This window comes from Sphaerisporangium dianthi (assembly GCF_042654065.1).
In the GTDB taxonomy this organism is placed as follows: Bacteria; Actinomycetota; Actinomycetes; order Streptosporangiales; family Streptosporangiaceae; genus Sphaerisporangium; species Sphaerisporangium dianthi.
The window spans coordinates 68,126-87,113 of the sequence record NZ_JBHSFP010000028.1; the positions used below are offsets into that span (position 1 = coordinate 68,126).

16 protein-coding genes are annotated in these 18,988 nt (G+C 70.7%); 7 read left to right on the forward strand and 9 right to left on the reverse strand.

The window, feature by feature from the left end:
• Window positions 1-103: 103 nt before the first annotated feature.
• A complete protein-coding gene (locus tag ACFO60_RS30560; protein ID WP_380847117.1) occupies window positions 104-454 on the reverse strand; it encodes a holo-ACP synthase in 351 nt (116 codons plus the stop codon).
• 88 nt (window positions 455-542) lie between these two features.
• Here ACFO60_RS30560 and coaA point away from each other — a divergent pair, with 88 nt between their 5' ends.
• From coaA to ACFO60_RS30590, 6 genes are all read left to right on the forward strand, one after another.
• On the forward strand, window positions 543-1,445 hold the full coding sequence (gene coaA / locus ACFO60_RS30565; RefSeq protein WP_380847247.1) for a type I pantothenate kinase: 903 nt from the start codon (window positions 543-545) through the stop codon (window positions 1,443-1,445).
• A gap of 79 nt (window positions 1,446-1,524) precedes the next feature.
• Window positions 1,525-2,526, forward strand: coding sequence for a DUF389 domain-containing protein (locus tag ACFO60_RS30570; RefSeq protein WP_380847120.1), 1,002 nt, complete (start codon window positions 1,525-1,527; stop codon window positions 2,524-2,526).
• 39 nt (window positions 2,527-2,565) lie between these two features.
• Window positions 2,566-3,474 (forward strand): ABC transporter ATP-binding protein, encoded by a 909-nt coding sequence (locus ACFO60_RS30575; RefSeq protein ID WP_380847123.1) that lies wholly within the window; start codon window positions 2,566-2,568, stop codon window positions 3,472-3,474.
• Window positions 3,467-4,366, forward strand: a complete 900-nt coding sequence (locus tag ACFO60_RS30580) for an ABC transporter permease subunit (RefSeq protein WP_380847126.1) — start codon at window positions 3,467-3,469, stop codon at window positions 4,364-4,366. The genes ACFO60_RS30575 and ACFO60_RS30580 overlap by 8 nt, the downstream gene beginning before the upstream one ends.
• Complete coding sequence (locus ACFO60_RS30585; protein WP_380847129.1) at window positions 4,363-5,280, forward strand: ABC transporter ATP-binding protein; 918 nt, start codon at window positions 4,363-4,365, stop codon at window positions 5,278-5,280. Before ACFO60_RS30580 ends, ACFO60_RS30585 begins: the two co-directional genes overlap by 4 nt.
• Before the next feature lie 88 nt (window positions 5,281-5,368).
• Window positions 5,369-6,085, forward strand: a complete 717-nt coding sequence (locus tag ACFO60_RS30590; RefSeq protein ID WP_380847132.1) for an ABC transporter permease — start codon at window positions 5,369-5,371, stop codon at window positions 6,083-6,085.
• 6 nt (window positions 6,086-6,091) lie between these two features.
• On the opposite strand, the gene ACFO60_RS30595 is transcribed toward ACFO60_RS30590, so the two are convergent.
• From ACFO60_RS30595 to ACFO60_RS30620, 6 genes are all read right to left on the reverse strand, one after another.
• A complete protein-coding gene (locus ACFO60_RS30595) occupies window positions 6,092-9,640 on the reverse strand; it encodes an NACHT domain-containing protein (RefSeq protein ID WP_380847135.1) in 3,549 nt (1,182 codons plus the stop codon).
• A 308-nt stretch (window positions 9,641-9,948) separates the two neighbouring features.
• Window positions 9,949-11,649 (reverse strand): right-handed parallel beta-helix repeat-containing protein, encoded by a 1,701-nt coding sequence (locus ACFO60_RS30600; protein ID WP_380847137.1) that lies wholly within the window; start codon window positions 11,647-11,649, stop codon window positions 9,949-9,951.
• 187 nt (window positions 11,650-11,836) lie between these two features.
• Window positions 11,837-13,510, reverse strand: a complete 1,674-nt coding sequence (locus ACFO60_RS30605) for a type 2 periplasmic-binding domain-containing protein (protein WP_380847140.1) — start codon at window positions 13,508-13,510, stop codon at window positions 11,837-11,839.
• Window positions 13,511-13,535: 25 nt separating this feature from the next.
• On the reverse strand, window positions 13,536-14,477 hold the full coding sequence (locus tag ACFO60_RS30610; RefSeq protein WP_380847143.1) for a carbohydrate ABC transporter permease: 942 nt from the start codon (window positions 14,475-14,477) through the stop codon (window positions 13,536-13,538).
• Window positions 14,474-15,487 carry an ABC transporter permease gene (locus tag ACFO60_RS30615; protein WP_380847146.1) on the reverse strand — a complete coding sequence of 338 codons (1,014 nt, stop codon included), beginning with the start codon at window positions 15,485-15,487 and terminating at the stop codon, window positions 14,474-14,476. Before ACFO60_RS30615 ends, ACFO60_RS30610 begins: the two co-directional genes overlap by 4 nt.
• Window positions 15,488-15,975: 488 nt before the next feature.
• Window positions 15,976-16,290, reverse strand: a complete 315-nt coding sequence (locus ACFO60_RS30620) for a hypothetical protein (RefSeq protein ID WP_380847149.1) — start codon at window positions 16,288-16,290, stop codon at window positions 15,976-15,978.
• Window positions 16,291-16,480: 190 nt separating this feature from the next.
• Here ACFO60_RS30620 and ACFO60_RS30625 point away from each other — a divergent pair, with 190 nt between their 5' ends.
• Window positions 16,481-17,029: a hypothetical protein gene (locus tag ACFO60_RS30625; protein ID WP_380847152.1), complete on the forward strand. Its 549-nt coding sequence runs from the start codon at window positions 16,481-16,483 to the stop codon at window positions 17,027-17,029.
• A gap of 66 nt (window positions 17,030-17,095) precedes the next feature.
• Here the strand turns inward: ACFO60_RS30625 and glmM are convergent, their stop codons facing one another.
• Window positions 17,096-18,457 carry a phosphoglucosamine mutase gene (gene glmM / locus ACFO60_RS30630; RefSeq protein WP_380847155.1) on the reverse strand — a complete coding sequence of 454 codons (1,362 nt, stop codon included), beginning with the start codon at window positions 18,455-18,457 and terminating at the stop codon, window positions 17,096-17,098.
• Window positions 18,454-18,981, reverse strand: a complete 528-nt coding sequence (rpsI, locus tag ACFO60_RS30635; protein WP_380847157.1) for a 30S ribosomal protein S9 — start codon at window positions 18,979-18,981, stop codon at window positions 18,454-18,456. Before rpsI ends, glmM begins: the two co-directional genes overlap by 4 nt.
• Window positions 18,982-18,988: the final 7 nt, after the last annotated feature.

The following is an 18,988-nucleotide window of genomic DNA, read 5'->3' on the forward strand; positions in this document are numbered from 1 at the left end:
GTGTCCTCCGCCGTCGCCGTCCCTGTCGCGCCCGGCCGCGTGTCCGCCGTCGGCGTCCCTGCCGCGCCCGGCCGCGCCGCGCCGTCCCTCGCGCGCACGCGCCTCACCCCTCGGCGATCACGTAGGCGATGGCGAGGCCGCCGTCGTGGCTGAGGGAGACGTGCCAGCGCCGCACGCCGAGCCTCGCGGCCTCCTCGGCGACCCGGCCGGACACGCCGAGCACCGGACGGCCGTGCTCGGCAACCGTGATCTCGGCCTCCCGGTGCCCGAGGCCGGGCGGCGCGCCGAGCGCCTTGGCCACGGCCTCCTTCGCGGCGAACCGGGCGGCCAGCGACGCGACGGGCAGCTCTTTCTCGACGTCGGTGAAGACGCGGTCGCGCAGGCTCGGAGTGCGTTCGAGGGCGGCGCCGAGACGCGCGATGTCAACGATGTCCACGCCGATGCCCACGATCACCGGCCCATTCTGCCGCAGACCGGCCCCGCCGAGATCGAAGGCCGGGCCGTCAGTAGAGTTTGCGCCCATGGAGGCACCGAATCCCTACGTGGAGCTCAGCCGCGCGCAGTGGCGGGATCTCCGAGAGAACACGCCTCTCACCCTCACGGCGGGCGAGCTCGAAGAGCTGCGCGGCGTCGACGACCCGATCGACCTGGCCGAGGTCACCGACATCTACCTCCCGCTGACGCGCCTGCTCAACCTGCACTTCACCGGGGCGCGGCAGCGCAGCGCGGCCGTCAACACCTTCCTCGGCGACGATCGCGAGCCGCCGCCGTACATCCTGGGCATCGCCGGCAGCGTCGCGGTCGGCAAGTCCACGACGGCCCGGCTGCTGCACACGCTGCTCGCGCGCTGGCCGGAGCACTCCCGGGTGGACCTGATCACCACCGACGCCTTCCTCCACCCCAACGCGGTGCTCGAACAACGGGGCATCACGCACCGCAAGGGCTTCCCCGAGAGCTATGACCGCCGGGCGCTGGTGCGCTTCGTCGCCGACGTCAAGGCGGGGGTGCCGCAGGTCGACGCCCCCGTCTACAGCCACCTCGAGTACGACATCGTCCCCGGCGCCGTCCAGACCGTGCGCCGGCCGGACATCCTGATCGTCGAGGGTCTCAACGTACTGCAGCCGGCCCCGCCGACGGCGCTCGCGGTGAACGACTACTTCGACTTCTCGATCTACGTGGACGCCAAGGTGGAGGACATCCGGTCCTGGTACGTCGACCGGTTCCACAAACTGCGCCGCACGGCGTTCGCCGATCCCAAGTCGTACTTCGCCTACCTCGCCGACCTGTCGGAGCAGGACGCGACCCGGTTCGCCAAGGACGTCTGGCGGGACGTCAACGAGCGCAATCTGGTCGAGAACATCGCCCCCACCCGCGGGCGCGCCGGGCTGGTCCTGCACAAGGGCGCCGACCACGCGGTACGCCGCGTACGGCTCCGCCGCACCTGAGCTCGTCCCCGGCATCCCCCGCGAACGGCGCGGGCGCGAGACGGTCATGGGCGTCCCCTGCCGTACATAGGCTTTGATCGTGCTGCACTTGCGGGTGATCTCCCCCTCGGACCGCACCGTCGACGTGCTGGGCCTCCTCGACGGCGCCTCCGGCGTCACCAACGTCGTCGTCCTGCCGGGCGCCGGCCACCGTCCCAAGGGCGACGTGGTCCTCTTCGACGCCGCCCGCGAGGCGACGAACGAGGTCATCGAGCGGCTGAAGGAGCTGCGGCTGCCCGAGGAGGGCTCGATCGCGGTCGAGCGGGTCGACCTCTCGCTGTCCGACGTTGCCGACACCGCCGAGGCGGAGGCGCCGGGCGCTCCCGAGGACGCCGTGGTGTGGGAGGAGTTCGCCCGCCAGGTCGCGAGCGACTGCCGCATCACCTGGGCCTACCTGGTGTTCCTCACCATCGCCACGCAGCTCACGGCGATCGGCGTCCTGCTCCCGTCGATCATCCTGATCGTCGGGGCGATGGTCCTCGGGCCGGAGTTCGGGGCCGTGACGGGCATCGCGTTCGGCCTGCTGCGCCGCGACCGGCAGCTCATCGTGAGCGCCGCCCGCGCGCTCGTCATCGGGTTCGCCGTGGCCATCGCCATCACCTGCGTATGCGCGCTGGTGTTCTCCGCCCTCGGATGGATCACCCCTCAGAGCCTCAGCGGGCACAACGAGGTCGAGTTCATCGTCAAGCCCGACAAGTGGTCGTTCATCGTCGCGCTGCTCGCCGGGACCGCCGGAGTGCTGTCGGTCACGGCGGGCAAGTCCTCGGCGCTGGTCGGCGTCTTCATCTCGGTCACCACGGTGCCCGCCGCGGGGTACGCCGCGGTCGCCATCGCGCTGGGCCGCTGGGGGGACGTCGGCGGCTCGGTCGTCCAGCTCGCGGTGAACATCGCCGGCATGGTGATCTCCGGCACGGCGACGCTGCTCGTCCAGCGGTTCTTCTGGGCGAAGTACGGGCTGCGCATCACCCACCCCTCCCCCTCGTCGCGCCCGGTGGGCTCGGGGCCGCCCACCGCTGGGATGAGGCGTGGTTCCTCCATGTGAGGGAGGAACCACGACGGGCGCTTGGATAGTGTCCTGGTCATGACCATCCTCGCCACCGAGGGACTCACCAAACGCTTTCCCCGGGTGACGGCGCTCGACCGCCTCACCGTCAGCGCGGGGTCGGGCGTCACCGGCCTGGTCGGCGCCAACGGAGCGGGGAAGTCCACCCTCATCAAGATCCTGCTCGGCCTGCTGCCGCCCACCGAGGGCAGCGCCACCGTCCTCGGCCTGGACCCGGCCGCCCAGTCCCTCGACATCCGGCGCGTCGTGGGCTACATGCCCGAGCACGACTGCCTGCCGCCCGACATGTCCGCCACCGAGTTCACGGTGCACATGGCGCAGATGTCCGGCCTGCCGCGCAGCGCCGCGCGCGAGCGCGCCGCCGACACGCTGCGCCACGTCGGGCTGTACGAGGAGCGCTACCGGCCCATCGGCGGTTACTCCACCGGCATGCGGCAGCGGGTCAAGCTTGCCCAGGCCCTCGTGCACGATCCGCGGCTGGTCTTCCTCGACGAGCCCACCAACGGCCTCGACCCGCAGGGCCGTGACGACATGCTGGCCCTGATCCGGCGCATCGGCACCGAGTTCGGCATCAGCGTGGTCGTCACCTCCCACCTGCTCGGCGAGCTCGAACGGGTCTGCGACCACGTCATCGTCATCGACGGGGGGCGCCTGCTGCGCTCCTCGGCCATCGGCGAGTTCACCCAGGCCACCCAGTCGATCACCGTCGAGGTGGAGGAGGGCGCCGAGCGCCTGGCCGCACGGCTCGCCGAGGTGGGACGCCAGGTCACGCCGCTCGGCCGCCTGCTGATCGTCGAGACGAGCTCCCCCGACACCTTCGACGTCGTCCGGGACGCCGTGTGCGACCTGGAGCTCAGCCTGGTCCGCCTGGAACAGGGCCGCCACCGCATCGAGGACGTCTTCCGGGAGGAGGCCGCCAATGTCTGAGACCGTCCCGGCGCCCCTCCAGGCGCCCACCGGGGTCATCCACGACATCGGCTACCGGCACTACGAGGGCGCGCGGCTCGGCAGGGGCAACGCGTTCGCCGCGCTCGTGCTGCACAGCCTGCGCGGCGTCTTCGGCCTGGGCCGCCCCGCCCGCGCCAAGATCATGCCGTTCGCGCTGGCCGGGGTCATGATGCTGCCGGCCGCCGTGTCGATCGCCGCGATGGCCCTGATCCAGCGGACCGCGCTGGGCTATCCCGCCTACGCCGTGACCATGCAGGCGGTCCTCGCGGTCTTCCTCGCGGCCCAGTCGCCCTACCTGGTGGCCCCCGACCTGCGGTTCCGCGTGCTGCCGCTGTACCTGTCGCGGCCGGTGAAGACCGGCGACTACGTGGCGGCCAAGCTCGCGGCCATGGCCGTCGCACTGTTCCTGCTGGTGGCGGTGCCGCTGACCACCCTGTACATCGGCGAGCTGCTCATCGACCTGCCGGGCCCGCCGGACACCGACGGGTACTTCGCCGCGCTCGCCACCTCGGTGGTCTACGCGGTGCTGCTGGCGTCCGTCGGCGTCGCGCTGGCCTCCTTCACGCCCCGGCGCGGGCTCGGCGTGGCCGCGGTCATCGCCGTCTACCTGCTCTCCTCGGCGATCTCGGGGGTGATGGTCGGCGTGCTGCTGTCGGCCAGCCGCGACAGCGCCGCCCAGTGGGCCTGGCTGATCAACCCGTTCTTCCTGGTGGACGCCGTGCAGGTGTGGCTGTTCGGCACCGACCCCAACAACGGCGACGGCTATCCGCCCGGCGCGGGCGGGCCGATGGCCGCGGTCGCCGTCCTGGTGGTCGTCGTGCTGTCGGTGACCGCGCTCGTCCTCCGCTACCGCAAGGCGGCCTCATCGTGAACATCGAACTGGCACAGGTCTCCCGCTGGTACGGCAACGTGGTGGCCGTCAACGACGTCACGATGACCGTCGGCCCCGGCGTGACCGGGCTGCTCGGCCCGAACGGCGCGGGGAAGTCCACGCTGCTGCACATGATGGCCGGGTTCCTCGCCCCCTCCACCGGCACCGCCACGCTCGACGGCAAGCCCATCTGGCGCAACCACCAGATCTACCGCTCCATCGGGCTGGTGCCCGAGCGCGAGGCCGTCTACGGCTTCCTCACCGGCTGGCAGTTCGTGCTGTCCAGCGCGCGTCTGCACCGCCTGCCCTCCCCCGAGGACGCCGCGGCCAAGGCGCTTGCCATGGTCGAGATGGAGGACGCCAAGGAGCGCCGCATCGAGACCTACTCCAAGGGCATGCGCCAGCGCGTCAAGGTCGCCGCCGCGCTCGTCCACGACCCCCAGGTGCTGCTGCTGGACGAGCCGTTCAACGGCATGGACCCCCGCCAGCGCCTCCACCTGATGGACCTGGTCAGAGAGCTCGGGGCCGCCGGCCGCACCATCTTGTTCAGCTCGCACATCCTTGAGGAGGTCGAGCGGGTCGCCCAGCAGATCGAGGTGCTCGTGGCGGGCCGGCACGCCGCCTCCGGAGACTTCCGCGAGATCCGGCGGCGCATGACCGACCGGCCCCACCTGTTCCGCGTGCGGTCGAGCGACGACCGGCGCCTGGCCTCGGCGCTGATCGCCGACGCCTCCTCGGGCGCGGTGTCGCTGAGCGAGGCCGGCCTGGAGGTTCAGGCGGTGGACTTCCGCAGGTTCACCTGGCTGCTGCCCCGCGTCGCGCGCGACGCCGGCGTCACCGTCTGGCAGCTGTCCCCCGCCGACGAGGACCTCGAAAGCGTCTTCTCCTACCTGATCTCCCGGAGCACCCGATGACCGGTCCCCACCCGCTGGACCGCTCTGTGACCGACCCGCACCGGACCGGCCGCCCGACCCTCGCAGACCTGACCTTCCGGAGCATCCGATGAACTCCGTCGTAGCCGGCATCACCTACCGCGCCGTCCTCGGACGCCGCCGGGTGCTGCTGCTGATCCTGCTGCCTCTCGTGCTCATCGGCCTGGCCGTGGTGCTGCGCCTGGTGGGCAGCACCGACGAGCGTGCCACGGTCACCCTCATGCAGGTCTACGCCATCGGGACGATGCTGCCGCTGCTCGGACTGATCGCCGGCACGGGCACGATCGCGCCCGAGATCGACGACGGGACGATCATCCACCTGCTGTCCAAGCCGATCTCGCGCCCGGTGATCGCCGTCACGAAGTTCGCGGTCTCCGCCTCGCTGCTCGCGCTGTTCGCGGCCGTCCCGACGTTCGTCGCCGGCTACCTCCTGCTCCGCGGCGAGTCGGGCATCGCGGCGGGGTTCGCGCTGGGCTCGCTGATCGGCGGCATCGCCTACTCGGCGGTGTTCCTGCTGCTCGGCGTCATCACCCGGCACGCCGTGACGGTCGGCATCATCTACGCGGTGGTCTGGGAGAGCCTGGTCGGCGGCCTGGTCCCCGGGGCGCGCAACTTCTCCATCCAGCAGTGGGCGCAGACCTTCGCCGCGCAGCTCACCTCCACCGACTTCTTCAAGCCCACGGTGACGATGGGCTTCGCCGTGCCCGCCGTGCTGATCGTCACGATCGGCGCCGTCCTGCTCGCCGGCCAGCGCCTGCGCTCCCTCTCCCTCACCGGCGACGAGTAGCCGACCTCAGTCGCGGACGAGCACGATCACCTCGTTCGCCGGCAGCCGCCCCTCGAACCGCTCCTGCAGCCCCACCAGCCCGGCAAAGGCCTCGGTGAACAGTTCGGCGGGATCCGGGTCGGCGGCGACCCGCCTTTCGAACAACGTGCGGGGAGGTCGCAGCCGCAGCACCGCGGCGATCAAGCGCACGCGCGCGTGGGCGAAGTCGGCCACGTTGTAGGAAGCGCCGTAACACAGCACCGGAGCGATCAGCGCCTCGGCCTCCTCGGCCAGACGCAGGACCTGTCCGAGGGTGTTCTCTTGAGGGTCGCGTGGGGTCGCCGACAGGACGGCTGTGCCCCTCCGCAGGGCCGCCACCGGGTTCCCGCGGTGGCTCAGCGTGAAGGACAGGCCCTTGGTGTAATCGCTGAGCGCATAACCGAAATGATCGCTGTTGAAGATCGGGGGTCCGCCTCCGCCCGCAGGTGGCCGTGTCCGGGCGCGCGCGATCGCGCGCGCCCTCGATTGCCACAAAGTGAACAGAGCACGCAGCGCGATCATCGTTCCCTCGAATCGTGCGTCATGCATCACGAGGGCCAGGCCGAGCGCGCGCCTGAGGTCGCTCTCCTGGCCGGAGGTGTCGGCGCCGTCGTAGAAGTCGAGAAGGGCGTCCGGGCGGGGAGCCGGGGCGCCCTCTAGGCCGGACAGCCGGGCCAAAGCGCCGGCTTTGGCCATGCGATCGAGTCGGCGCGCGCGAGCCAGGTCAGCGGCATGCTGGAGCGCCTCTTCCAAGTTCCACACGATGAGTCCCCGCTGGGACGGTCGCAGGAAGTCGGAAAGGTCGGACTCGATGCGTCCGACGGCGTCCACAGCCTCGTCGATCCACTCGAGCAGCGAGAACAACGAGGACAGATCTCCGGAGCGCGGAAATGCCTTGCCCAGCGCCGGCGCGTCGACCGGTTCATCTGACCTGAGCAGCCCGGTGAGGTCCGCGTGGGCCGGCAAATCCAGGCCGAGGGCCTGTCCCAGCCGCATGACGCGGGCGAGCACCACGGCACGGCGGACGTGCGGCGCGCGGGATGTGACGAGGTGCCCGAGGTGTTCGAGCTCCAGGCGCAACGCCAGGACCAGGACGCGGGCGAAGTCATCCCGGTCGCGGCCCGGCGACGGCTCCTCGACCGATCTCAGCGCGGCGGCGAAGATACGCGCGTGCGACCACACCCCCGCAGGTGGCTCCGTGCCCAGTGTCAGGGCCAGGTAGTCACCGCAGAGAGCAACGTCGCGCTCCGGGTAGCCGACGAGGCGCGCAACATCGGGCGCGTACGGGGAGGTGACGCGGGACGGTTGGTGAAGGACGACGCCATCGGTGGAGGTGCCTTCGGACGACCCGGGGACGCCGGAGCCGCGCACCCAGACGGTGTGGCCCTGTATGCCGGCCACCAGACTGAGAGCGGGGTCGTCGATCTCCTCGGGGGTCGGCAACCGGTAGGTGACGTCGCCGTCGAACAGGGCGTTGAGCCAGGCGACGAAGAGGTGCGCGTGACCGGCGAGGACGCCCGTCGCCGGCACGTCTCCGGCCGCCCCGGGCGGCGCGTCCCCGGCACCGGCACCGGCGGGAGACCCGTCCCGGCGGTCCCTGGACGGCGCGTCGCCGCCGCGCGGAGGCGAGGCCCCGTCGTGACCGGGCGATGCCGCCTCGCCGCCGTGGCCGGGCGACGCGGTGTCGCGCGCGCCGTACCAGGTGTCGCCCCGCACGCCGGTGTCGCGGAGGAACATGTCGTAAAGGTCGCGCGAGACCGGGCGGGCGCACACGGCGGTGTTCTCGTCGAGCCAGATGACCTCGCGCAGGCTGCGCGCGGCCTTCACCCCGGCGAGCAGCCGGCGACGGCCCTCGTCCTGCTCGCCGTCGTCCGCGTCCAGCAGGGCCTCCAGCCGCTCCCGGACGCCCGGGTCCACCTGGAGGGCCTGCTCGGCGCAGTCGAAGGCCAGCGCCAGGGCCCCGATGGTGCCCGAGGCCACGCACGTCTCGATGACGGGGGTCGCGTCGGCGTTCGCGGACCACAGCAGGATGGTCTCCCGCCACCACGGGTCGTCCACGTGGCCGGCGAGCGGGCCGGCGTCCTGCTGGCCGATCTGGGCGGCGGCCAGGTACTCCTGCAAGGTCAGGTGGGCGAAGGCGTACATGCCGTGCTCGCGCTCCACGAGCAGGCCGCTCTTTCTGGCCTCCTCCAGGAACACCTCGGGGGTCACCGTCCCCGACACCTGGCGCAGCGCCCGCCTGATGGCCCTGCGCGCGTCCACGGCGGCCATGTCGCGGACCCTGCCCCGCATCATGGCCAGCGCCAGGTGCCGGACGACGCGCTCCTTCTGCGGGCCGCGCAGGCCCGTGGCGTCGGTCAGGTTGCGGGCCTCCTGGCGACGGTGCAGCAGGACGTCGCACATCTCGGCGTACAGGGCGGCGCGGCTGCCCGGGAGCCGGCCGCGGTAACGGTGCACGTTCGCGATCATGGTGAGCAGCAGCGGGTTGGCCGCCAGATCGTACAGGCCGGGAGTCGCGCGGATGCGGGCGAGCAGTTCGTCGGCCTTCCCAGCGGCGAGCTCCTTCACGGGCGGTCCCGCGTCGCCGGCGGCGCGGCTCTCGATGGCGTGGTACCAGCCGTGCAGGTAGCGCGTGATCTGCTCGTGGGTGAACCGCCGCACCTGGAGCACCTCGGCGCTCGGCAGCGGGTTGGACAGGTAGCCGTGCGGCCGGGAGGTGACGACGTACCGGTTGCGGGGGTGGCGCTCGATCTGCCGCCGGATCCACGCCACCACACGGACGCGGTCGTCCTCGTCGGCGACCTCGTCCAGCCCGTCCAGCAGCACGACGCAGCCGCCCCGGTCGAGCCGCCGCTCCAGCCACGCGGCGGGGATCTTCCCCGCCAGCCAGCCGGCCGACGTCGCCACGGCGGCGAGCTCGCGAGGCTCCTCGGCCAGCAACGCGGCCGCGTGGTCGCGCAGGTAGAGCAGGACGGGCAGCGGGCCGCGCCTCCAGAACCGCCATCCACGCGTGCTCAGGCCGAACGTGGTGCTGCGGGCGAGGGTCGTCTTGCCCGAGCCGGGGCCGCCGATGACCGCGAGCACCTGGCCGTCGCCGTCCCCCGCATCGAGGAACGACTCCAGCGTCCGCCGCTCACTGTGCGCCGCTCGCGGCCGCGCGGGGACGGCGCCGACGTACGGCTCGCGGGCGGTGTCGTGCGTGGGCTTGGGCATCAGGCTGACGTCGACGTACACCTGCCGCGTGCCCAGCGTGAACTCGCCCTGGGTGGCCACCCCGACGGTCTCCATGTAGCTCACGCTGGCGCGCACCTGGCGCAGGTAGACGCCGAGGCTTCCGCGCGGCGGCCGCGAACCCGGGGAAGGCTGGGAGGCGAGCAGTTCCCTGGACAGCTCGGCGATCAGGGCCACGCCGAACGCGGCGTACGCCCAGTTCCAGCTCAGCGCGCCGTTGTTCAGCACCTGGTTGGTGGCCACTCCGGCCGCGACGACGCCGCCCGCGCCGGCGACCACGCGCAGCAGAACCTTCAGAGCCCGCACCGGCCCCTCCCTCCCGGCAGGTCACGGGCTCCACTGAACCGGAATCGGCCCCGTCGGACCAGGCGTGTGGCCGATCCGAGATCTCCGGCCTCTCCCCCGCCGGGTGACATCCCCCGCCCCCAACCCGGCGGCTCCGCGGCCGGTCAGGCCTCGGCGCGCACGTCGGAGCGGAACCACAGGAGGATCGTCCGCGGCCGATCAGATTTCGACGTGTACGTCGGAGCGGGATCGCAGGACGGTTCTCCGCGGCCGGTCAGGTTTCGACGTGTACGTCGGAGCGGGATCGCAGGACGGTTCTCCGCGGCCGGTCAGGTTTCGACGTGTACGTCGGAGCAGGAACGCAGGACGATGTCGGGGGCGTCTGCGCCGAGCCGGACGATGCCGTTGCCGTGGAAGCGGATGCCGTGCGTGCTCTTGGCGTCGAGCGCGGGCACCCCGTCGAGCACGAACCGGTTGCCGGTCACGACCACGCCACTGTGGACGGGACGCCCGGCGTCGCATCCGGTGGTCGCCGGGTCGAGGAACACCGCCGGCCCGCCCGGGTCGACGAACTCGTTGCCGCGGATCGTCAGCTCGCGCACCGGCCCCGACTCCCACCACTCGCCGGCGTCGCAGGAGACGTAGACGGCGGCCATCCCCGTGCGCTCGAAACGGTTTCCCTCGATCAGCACCGCGCGCCGGGTGGTCACGAGCACGCCGCGCGTGGGGACGTTGCGGAAGGTGTTGCCCGCGATGCGCACGGACGGCGTCCGGGTGAGGTTCTCCGCCGCGGTCCACCCTGCGAGATCGCCTGGAAGGTCCGCCTCGACGGTCACGACGACGCGGCGCAGCGGCCGGTCGTGGTCGCGGCCGCTCGGCTGCCGCGCCCTGAGCACCGTGGCCGAGGCGACGGCCTGGAGCGTGGCACGGTCGACGATCTCGACCTGGTCGCCGGGCGCGAACTGCGGGAAGCCGGCCGTCTCGCGGTGCGGGTACTCCAGTTCGAGCGTGCGGGGGTCCGGCTGACCGGTGACCCGCAGGTAGCTGCCGTGGACGTTGATCGGGTCGTCGTGCGGCCCGTCGAACAGGCAGTCGCGGACGACCGCCCGCCCCGAGCAGCCGGAGAACTGCAAAAAGTCGGCGAAGCCCGCGCTGTGCCGCCCGCTGCCGGGCGGGGTCTGGAACTCGCACTCCTCGACGGTGACGTCCCGGCTCGTCTGGGCGACCACGCCGAACCCGTGCAGGAAGCGGAACCGCATCCGCGACAGCGTCACCCCTGAGCTGTCGAGCACGAGCCCGCCGGGGTGGTCGCGGGTCGTCTGCCTCATCGAGTAGACGAGTCCGAGGTCGGCAGGTTCCTCGGCGTGCTCGTAGTCGACGCGGATGTCGCGCTCCCCGACCGTCCGGACCGTCCGGACACGTTCGAAAAGGGGGTTGTGACCGCGCCAGGTCCGCCGGCGGGCGGGGTCGTGGATCTGCGTGTACTCGAGCGCGTCGTGCCCCGACCAGGCCTCCGCGCCCGAGCCGAGCACTTCCCCGTGCCAGCGGACCGAGGCGCCCTCGACGGAGAACAACGTGGCGGCGGGCACCCGGATCACGCGGTAGGCCCGGCCCGCCTCGACGCCCGCGCCCACCACGGTGGCGTCGACGACCGTCGGCACCGCGAAGTCGAACTCGAGCCCGGAAAGGCGCACCCGCCGCGAGTCGATGACGGCGAACGTCGTCTGGAGCCCGTGCAGGACCAGGCGCGCGCCCTCCCCCTCGATGGCGAGATCCTCCGCCGCCTCGACGACAAGCGCGATCGCCTTGTCGCGGTGTCTCGGGTCGTCGCCCACCGTGTTGGAGACGTACAGCTCCCGGCACCGCGCGGCGTCCGGCCACAGGTGGTACTCGCCGGGCGGGAAGCGGAGCAGCGCCGGGCCGGGGACGGCGCCCGCCGCGTGCAGCGCCGCCCGGATCCCGGGAGCGGCATCGGTGTGGTCGTGATCGGGGAGCACCCCGAAGTCGGTGACGTCGAACGGTGCCGGCATCCGCGTCAGCCCCCGGCCCGGCCGGCGAGGGGCGCCGCCGTCGCCGGCCGGTATCGGAGCACGGCCGGGCGCGTGCGGCGCGGTGCCGGCCGGTATCGGAGCACGGCCGAACGTGTGCGGCGCGGTGCCGGGAGGATGCCCCGCCGGCCCGCTCCGCGTCCGGCGCGGGCCGGTCGGGGCGTGGGGGTCACCGGCCGGTCTTGTACTTGTCGTAGGCCTGCTGGTTCAGTTCCAGGTAGCGCTTGATGCCGACGCCGTCGAGACCCTTGACGAAGGCGTCCCAGTCGGTGTCGATGTTCTTCGAACCGGTGATGAAGCCCAGCTGGGCCTGGGTGACATAGCTGTCGAGGTTGGTCTTCAGGGTCGCGATTTCGGCGCTGGCGCTCGGGTCGACCCAGACCGAGGCGGCCGGGAAGAACTGCGTCTTGTCCTCGTGGCCCTCGTACAGCTTCGTCGCCTGGAACAGCCGCCGCTCGTAGCCGGTCTCGGCGTAGATGTCCTCCGGCACGACCTGCGCGTTGCGGAACGCGAGGGTGTTGTTGTACTGCGCCAGCGCGCCCCAGGCGGTGTTCTTCGGGACCGACGCCATCAGCGGGGGCTTGTACATCGGCTTGGTCGCCGGGTCGAGCGCGACGTCGCCGGGCTCCGGCTTCAGCCAGCCGACGCCCTCGGGCCCGGCCCACGCCGCGAGCTGGCCTTCGTCGGTGTAGATGTAGTCCAGCATCTTGATCGCCGCGACCTGGGCCTCCTTGCTGGCCTTGTTGGTCAGCATGAACGTGTAACCGTTGGAGGTCGGGTACTGCAGCCCGGTGTAGCTCTTGCCGCCGGGGCCGGTCAGCGGCGGCGCGGCGTCGTACTGCTTGTCACGGCCGTCCTTGGAGCCCAGCTGGACGAAGATGCCGGGGTGCAGGACGGGCGACGAGCCGATCTGGACGGCCGAGGGGTTGTTGCCGAGAGCCTGCAGCGTCTCGGGGTTCTGGGTGAAGGAGGCCGGGTCGATCAGGCCGTCCTTGTACAGGGAGTTGATGTACTTCAGACCCTCGCGCCAGGCGTCCTTGTCGACCGGCGTGTCGACCTTGTCCCCGTTCAGCACCAGCAGCGACCTGACGCCGTTGTTCGCGCCGACCGGGTCGTAGGCGAAGGCGCCCATCAGGTAGGCGATCAGGCTGCTGTCGCGGGCGTCGGTGGTCATCGGGATCTCGTCGGCCTTGCCGTTGCCGTTCGGGTCCTGCGTCTTGAACGCCTTCAGGACGGAGCGCAGTTCCTCGGTGGTCTTCGGCATCTGCAGATTCAGCTTCTTCAGCCAGGTGCTGTTGATCCACAGCTTGTCCGGATACGTGCAGTGGAAGCAGTCGGCCCACTGCGGCAGGGCGTAGATGTGGCCGTCCGGGGCGACCGACATCTCCTTCAGCGTCTTGTTGGAGTCCAGCGCCTTCTGGATGTTCGGCGCGTTCTCCTTGATCAGCTTCTCCAGCGGCACCGCGATGCCCTGCTTGCCGAGCTTCATCACCTCGGGCTGGGTGAACCCGTCCACCCACGGGATCAGGAAGAACAGGTCGGGGTAGTCGCCGCTGGCGAGCGCGACCTGGCGCTTCTCCTTGGCCGGCCCGGCGTCGAAGGTGGTGGTCTGGAACCGGAACTGGATCTTGAACTTGTCGCTCATCTGCTTCGACACGGTGTTGGTGTCCAGCTTCGTGTCCGGGTCGGCCGGCGAGAACACGTCCAGGATCACCTTGCCGTCGGCGCCGAACTCGGGCTTGGCGCCGCTGCCGCCGTCACCGCCGGAACTGCACCCTGCCGCGGCCAGTGCCGTGGCGCCCGTCAGCGCAGCGACCACTTTCTTGATGGTGCGCTTCTTCATGCGTGTTTCCAATCGTGAGTTACCGCTAGCCCTTGACGGCGCCGACCATCACGCCCTTGGTGAAGTGGCGGGCGATGAACGGGTAGATGATCAGTACGGGCAGGCTCGAGACGACGATGAGGGCGTACTTCAGGACGTTGGCGAGCTGTTGCTGTTCGAGCTGCTGCGCCAGGTCGGTGGAACCGCCGTTGGTCGTGTTGAGGATGAGCATGTTCCTGAGCACGATCTGCAACGGGTAGAGGTCGGGATCCTTGAGATAGATCAGGGCGTCGAAGTAGGTGTTCCACTGGAAGATCACGTACATCAGCGCGAGGACGGCCAGCAGCGGCTTCGAAAGCGGCAGCACCACCGACCGCAGATATCGCAGCTCACTGGCCCCGTCCAGCGTCGCCGCCTCGTGCAGTTCCTCGGGGATGCCGTTGGCGAAGAACGTGCGCGCGATGATCACCTGCCAGACGCCGATGGCGTTGGGGATCAGCAGCGCCCAGCGGGTGTTCAGCATCCCGAGGTCCTGGACCACCATGTACGTCGGGATCAGGCCGCCCGAGAACAGCATGGTGAAGATCAGGCCGGTCATCAGCACGTTGCGCCCGAAGAACGTCCTGCGCGACAACGGGTAGGCGACGGCGACGGTCAGCGTGACGCTGATGACGGTGCCGGCGACGGCGTAGACCAGCGAGTTGTAGTACCCCTGCAGGACCTGCGGGTTGCTCAGGGCGACCTCGTAGGCGCGCAGCGAGAACTCGACCGGCCAGAAGGACACCTTGCCGGAGGAGACGGCGCCCGCGCTGCTGAACGAGCTGGCGACGATGTAGACCAGCGGCAGCAGCACCAGCGCCAGGATCACCGCCAGCATGCTCGTGACGACGATCACGAACACGCGGTCGCGGAACGGCTCGCGGATCCTCTCGCCCGCCACCGGGTTCCGTCGCAGCCTGGACAGGGCCGACGTCGTCAGCGCGCTCATCCCCACAGTCCCTTTCCGGTGATCCGCTTGGCGGCGACGTTGACGAACAGCAGCAGGCAGAGGTTGACCACCGAGTTGAACAGCCCGACGGCGGTCGCCATGCTGAAGTCGGCGTTCACCAGGCCGGTCTTGTAGACGTAGGTCGGGATGATCTCCGACTGCGCCAGGTTCAGGTCGTTCTGCAGCAGGTAGGCCTTCTCGAACCCGATCGCCATCATGTTCCCCACGCCGAGCACCAGGATGATCACGGCGGTGGGCATGATCCCCGGCAGGTCGACGTTCCAGATCCGCTGCATCCGGCTGGCTCCGTCGATCTTGGCGGCCTCGTGCAGCGCCGGATCGATGCCGGCGAGAGCCGCCATGTAGATGACCGCCGAGTAGCCCGTGGTCTGCCAGACCTCGGACCAGACGTAGATGTGCCGGAAGTACTGCGGATCGCCGAGGAAGTCGATCGCCGGGATCCCGAACAGCCCGAGCCCGTCGTTCACGATGCCGAGCCGTGGCGACAGGATGAGGATCGTCATCGACACCACCACGACGGTGGAGATGAAGTAGGGTGCGTAAGTGATCATCTGTACCGAGCGCTTGAACAGGCCGTCACGGATCTCGTTCAGCGCGATGGCCAAAATGATCGGAATCGGGAAGCTCGCCAGCACCAGGTAGAACGCCAGGACGAAGGTGTTCTTCAGCAGCGTGCCGAAGACCGGGTTGCCGAAGAACCGCTCGAAGTTCGCGAACCCGATCCACTCGCTGCCCCATGGGCCCGCGATGACGTTGTAGTCCTTGAACGCGATGACGGCGTTGCTGATCGGGACGTACTTGAAGATGACGAAGTACGCCACCGGCACGATCACCAGCAGGTACAGCTGCCAGTACTGCCGCCAGGACCGCCGCGCCTCGCCCCAGCGGCTCCGCAGATAGCGCGCGGGCGCGCCCCGGCGCCGGGAGGGCCGGCCCGGCGGCTCGGCCGCGTGGGCCGACGGGCCGGGACGCCGCGTCGTGATCTCCATTAGTCCACTCCAAGTGGTGACTTCACAGTCACACCTCCTGGTTGAGGGGCGGGTGGTGCCTGCTTGCGAAATGGCGGACGGTGGCGGCCGGAGGAGTCAGGGAACGATGATCGACCGGCCGTTCATCGCGGCTGCTCGACACGTCCATTCGTCGGAGGTATCCGGCGCCTGGACAGGAGTGCGAGCCGGCACGCGAGGGACACCCGAGTGAGTGGACCCTGAGACGGCACGGCAGGCGGCACGGGAGGCGGCACGGTGGTGAACACCGTCGCCGCCGCCGCTGCCGCCGCGAGCGAGCCCGTGCTGTTCGGGGGAAACATAGCCGAAACGTAGGGTCAATATTTAACTTCGTCAACTATTGATTTCGGCTCGAGGGCCGTCCTATGCTCGGCGGCACCCACCGGGCCTGTCGCCCCCCGCAGAACCGAGAACCTCATGCTCCCTGTGCCGTCCGGCCCCGCTCACCGACCCCGGCCGTCGCAGCCCGCTCAGCGGCGGAACATCAGGCGGACGCACACGCCGATGGCGACGCAGCCGACCGAGAAGACCAGCAGCAGCGTCGAGATCACAAAGCCGAGCGCCCACATGCCGCCTTCCCCGTCCGGGTGCGGCGTCATGCCGTCCCACACGGCCAGCAGTGGTTGCGGGATCGAGAAGGGCACGAGGACGGCGACCGCGCTGCGGACCGGCACGACGGCGCCCAGGACCAGCCCTAACAGCAGGACCCCCGCGCACGTCCACGGATACAGCAGCGAGCGGAAGAAGTCACCGTCGGTACCGGTGGCCGTCAGCATCCACGTCACGAGGACACCTCCGACAAGGGAGATGACGGCTATCACCTGGTACCTGCGCCTACGAACCACGACCAGCAACCCTAAATCACCCCTGGCGAGAAAAGCGGTTGAGTCTCCACCGACTGGAGGGTGAAGTCTTGGTCCTCGAAGCATCGCCCGGAGCGGTACTTCGACGACATGACTGAGGAGACCAGGAAACATGCACGATTTGGCGAACCTGTCCGCACCAGAGCGGCAGCGGATCATCGACGGCTTCGTCGGCGAGGCGTTCGCGGGCATCAGCCCCGAGGCCCCCGGCGCGGGCATCGCCGAGGCCATGCGGCAGCTGCCGGCCGAGCCGGCGCAGGAGCCGGACACCGAGCTGAGCGCGGCGTGGTCCGAGCTCGACGCGCTGATCTCCGACGCCGCGTTCCTGCAGCGCGTCCGGCAGATGGCGCTGGCGGGCGCCGAGGCCGGCGGCCAGGCGCAGCCGTACGACCCGCAGCCGGTGATCGAGCACGCAGGGGCGGCGGTGTCGGCGGGCATCGATCCCGGATCGCCGGACGCCCGGCAGGTGCTCGACCGCATCGTCGCGCCGGACCTGCCGGCCGATGAGCGGGCCGAGCTGGCCGAGCGGCTGGAGACCTTCGCCGACCGCCGGGTCGAGCGCTACTGGGAGCTGATGGGCGTGCTCAACGGCCGCCCGCCGTTCCCCTCCAGCCTCGCGGCCTTCGAGTGGTTCACCGCGGCGCTGCGCGCCCACGCCTGAACATGAGAACGTCCCCCGGACGACGAGGTCGTACGGGGGACGTCGGCAGGCGGCCGCGGTGGCCGTCTACGCGCAGGTGGTGCGGACGACCTCGGCCAGTTTGCCCGCGATGGCCTCGGCCTCGTCCTGCGACTCGGCCTCCACCATCACCCGGACCATCGGCTCGGTGCCGCTCGGCCGGATGAGCACCCGGCCGCCGTCACCGAGCGACTCCTCGGCGGCGGCCACGGCGGCGGCGAGATCCTGCGAGCCGGCCGCCTTGGCCTTGGAGACGTCCCGGACGTTCACCAGCACCTGCGGCAGCCGCGTCATGACCGAGGCCAGCTCGGAGAGCGAGCGGCCCGATCGGGTGACCTCGGCGAGCAGGTGCAGCGAGGTGAGCAGGCCGTCGCCCGTGGTGGCGTGGTCGAGCAGCAACACGTGCCCTGACTGCTCACCGCCCAGGTTGTGCCCGCCCGCCTGCATGGCCTCAAGGACGTAGCGGTCGCCGACGGCGGTCTCCACCATGGCCAGCCCGGCCTTGGTCAAGGCGTGCCTGAAGCCGAGGTTGGACATGATGGTGGCCACGACGGTGTCCTTGGCCAGGGTGCCGGCCTCGTGCATGGCCAGCGCCAGCACCAGCATGATCTGGTCGCCGTCCACGATCTCGCCGGACGCCGTCACGGCCAGGCAGCGGTCGGCGTCGCCGTCGTAGGCGATGCCGGCGTCGGCCCCGCGTTCCACGACCGCCTCGCGCAACGCGTCGAGGTGGGTGGAGCCGACGCCCTCGTTGATGTTGAGGCCGTCGGGTGAGGCGCCGATCGTCTCGACGACGGCCCCCGCGCGAAGCAGGGCCTCCGGCGCCACCATGTGCGCGGCGCCGTGCGCGCAGTCGACGATCACCCGCAGGCCGTCCAGGCGTCCCGGCAACGTCTCCAGCAGGTGGGAGACATAACGGTCGGCCTCGCCGTACGCCTCACGCACCCGCCCGACGGCCGCGCCGACCGGACGGCTCCACTTCTCGCCGAGCCGCTGCTCGATGTCGTTCTCGACCGCGTCGGGCAGCTTGTACCCGCCCCGGGCGAAGAACTTGATCCCATTGTCCGGGGCCGGGTTGTGCGATGCGGAGATCATGACCCCGAGGTCGGCCCCGAGGGCTGAGGTCAGATACGCGACGGCCGGGGTGGGCAGCACGCCGAGGCGCAGCACGTCCACACCGGACGACGCGAGGCCGGCGACCACGGCGGCCTCGAGGAACTCCCCCGAGGCACGCGGGTCCCGGCCCACGACGGCGACCGGGCGGCCACGCCGCCCGACGCTCGACTCGAACGCGCCGGCATCACCGAGGACGTGAGCCGCCGCGACCGAGAGGTCCATGGCGAGCTCGGCCGTGAGGTCGCGACCCGCGACCCCACGAACCCCGTCGGTGCCGAAGAGCCGACCCGTCAACGCTTGCTGTACTGCGGAGCCTTACGGGCCTTCTTCAGACCGGCCTTCTTCCGCTCCGTCTCACGGGCGTCACGGGTGAGGAAGCCGGCCTTCTTCAGCGGCGGACGGTTGACCTCGGTGTCCAGCGCGGTGAGCGCGCGGGCGAGGCCCATGCGCACGGCGCCGGCCTGACCGGTCACGCCGCCACCGTCGATGCGGACGAAGACATCGAACTGGTCCTCGGCGCCGAGCGTCACGAACGGCTCGTTGACGATCTGCTGGTGGACCTTGTTCGGGAAGTAGTTCTCCAGCGAGCGGCCCTCGATGGTCCACTTGCCGGTGCCCGGCATGATGCGAACCCGGGCGATCGCCTCCTTGCGGCGGCCGGTGCCGTAAGAGTTGCCCGTGGTGATGGGCTTACGTGCGGCGACCTCGCTGCTGGGAGCGGACTCGCTGGTGTACTCGGACGGGAACTCCTCGGAGTTGTTGTCCGCAATGTCCAGCTCGCCCTCGAGGGGCGTCTCGACACCGGTGGGCTCGGCCACGGTTCTC

Bases quoted from the DNA above. Each gene is read 5' to 3' on its own strand.
- ACFO60_RS30575 (WP_380847123.1), top strand. From the start codon at position 2,566: ATGACCATCCTCGCCACCGAGGGACTCACCAAACGCTTTCCCCGGGTG.
- ACFO60_RS30580 (WP_380847126.1), top strand. From the start codon at position 3,467: ATGTCTGAGACCGTCCCGGCGCCCCTCCAGGCGCCCACCGGGGTCATC.
- ACFO60_RS30590 (WP_380847132.1), top strand. From the start codon at position 5,369: ATGAACTCCGTCGTAGCCGGCATCACCTACCGCGCCGTCCTCGGACGC.
- ACFO60_RS30600 (WP_380847137.1), bottom strand. From the start codon at position 11,649: ATGCCGGCACCGTTCGACGTCACCGACTTCGGGGTGCTCCCCGATCAC.
- ACFO60_RS30605 (WP_380847140.1), bottom strand. From the start codon at position 13,510: ATGAAGAAGCGCACCATCAAGAAAGTGGTCGCTGCGCTGACGGGCGCC.
- ACFO60_RS30610 (WP_380847143.1), bottom strand. From the start codon at position 14,477: ATGAGCGCGCTGACGACGTCGGCCCTGTCCAGGCTGCGACGGAACCCG.
- ACFO60_RS30615 (WP_380847146.1), bottom strand. From the start codon at position 15,487: ATGGAGATCACGACGCGGCGTCCCGGCCCGTCGGCCCACGCGGCCGAG.
- ACFO60_RS30625 (WP_380847152.1), top strand. From the start codon at position 16,481: ATGCACGATTTGGCGAACCTGTCCGCACCAGAGCGGCAGCGGATCATC.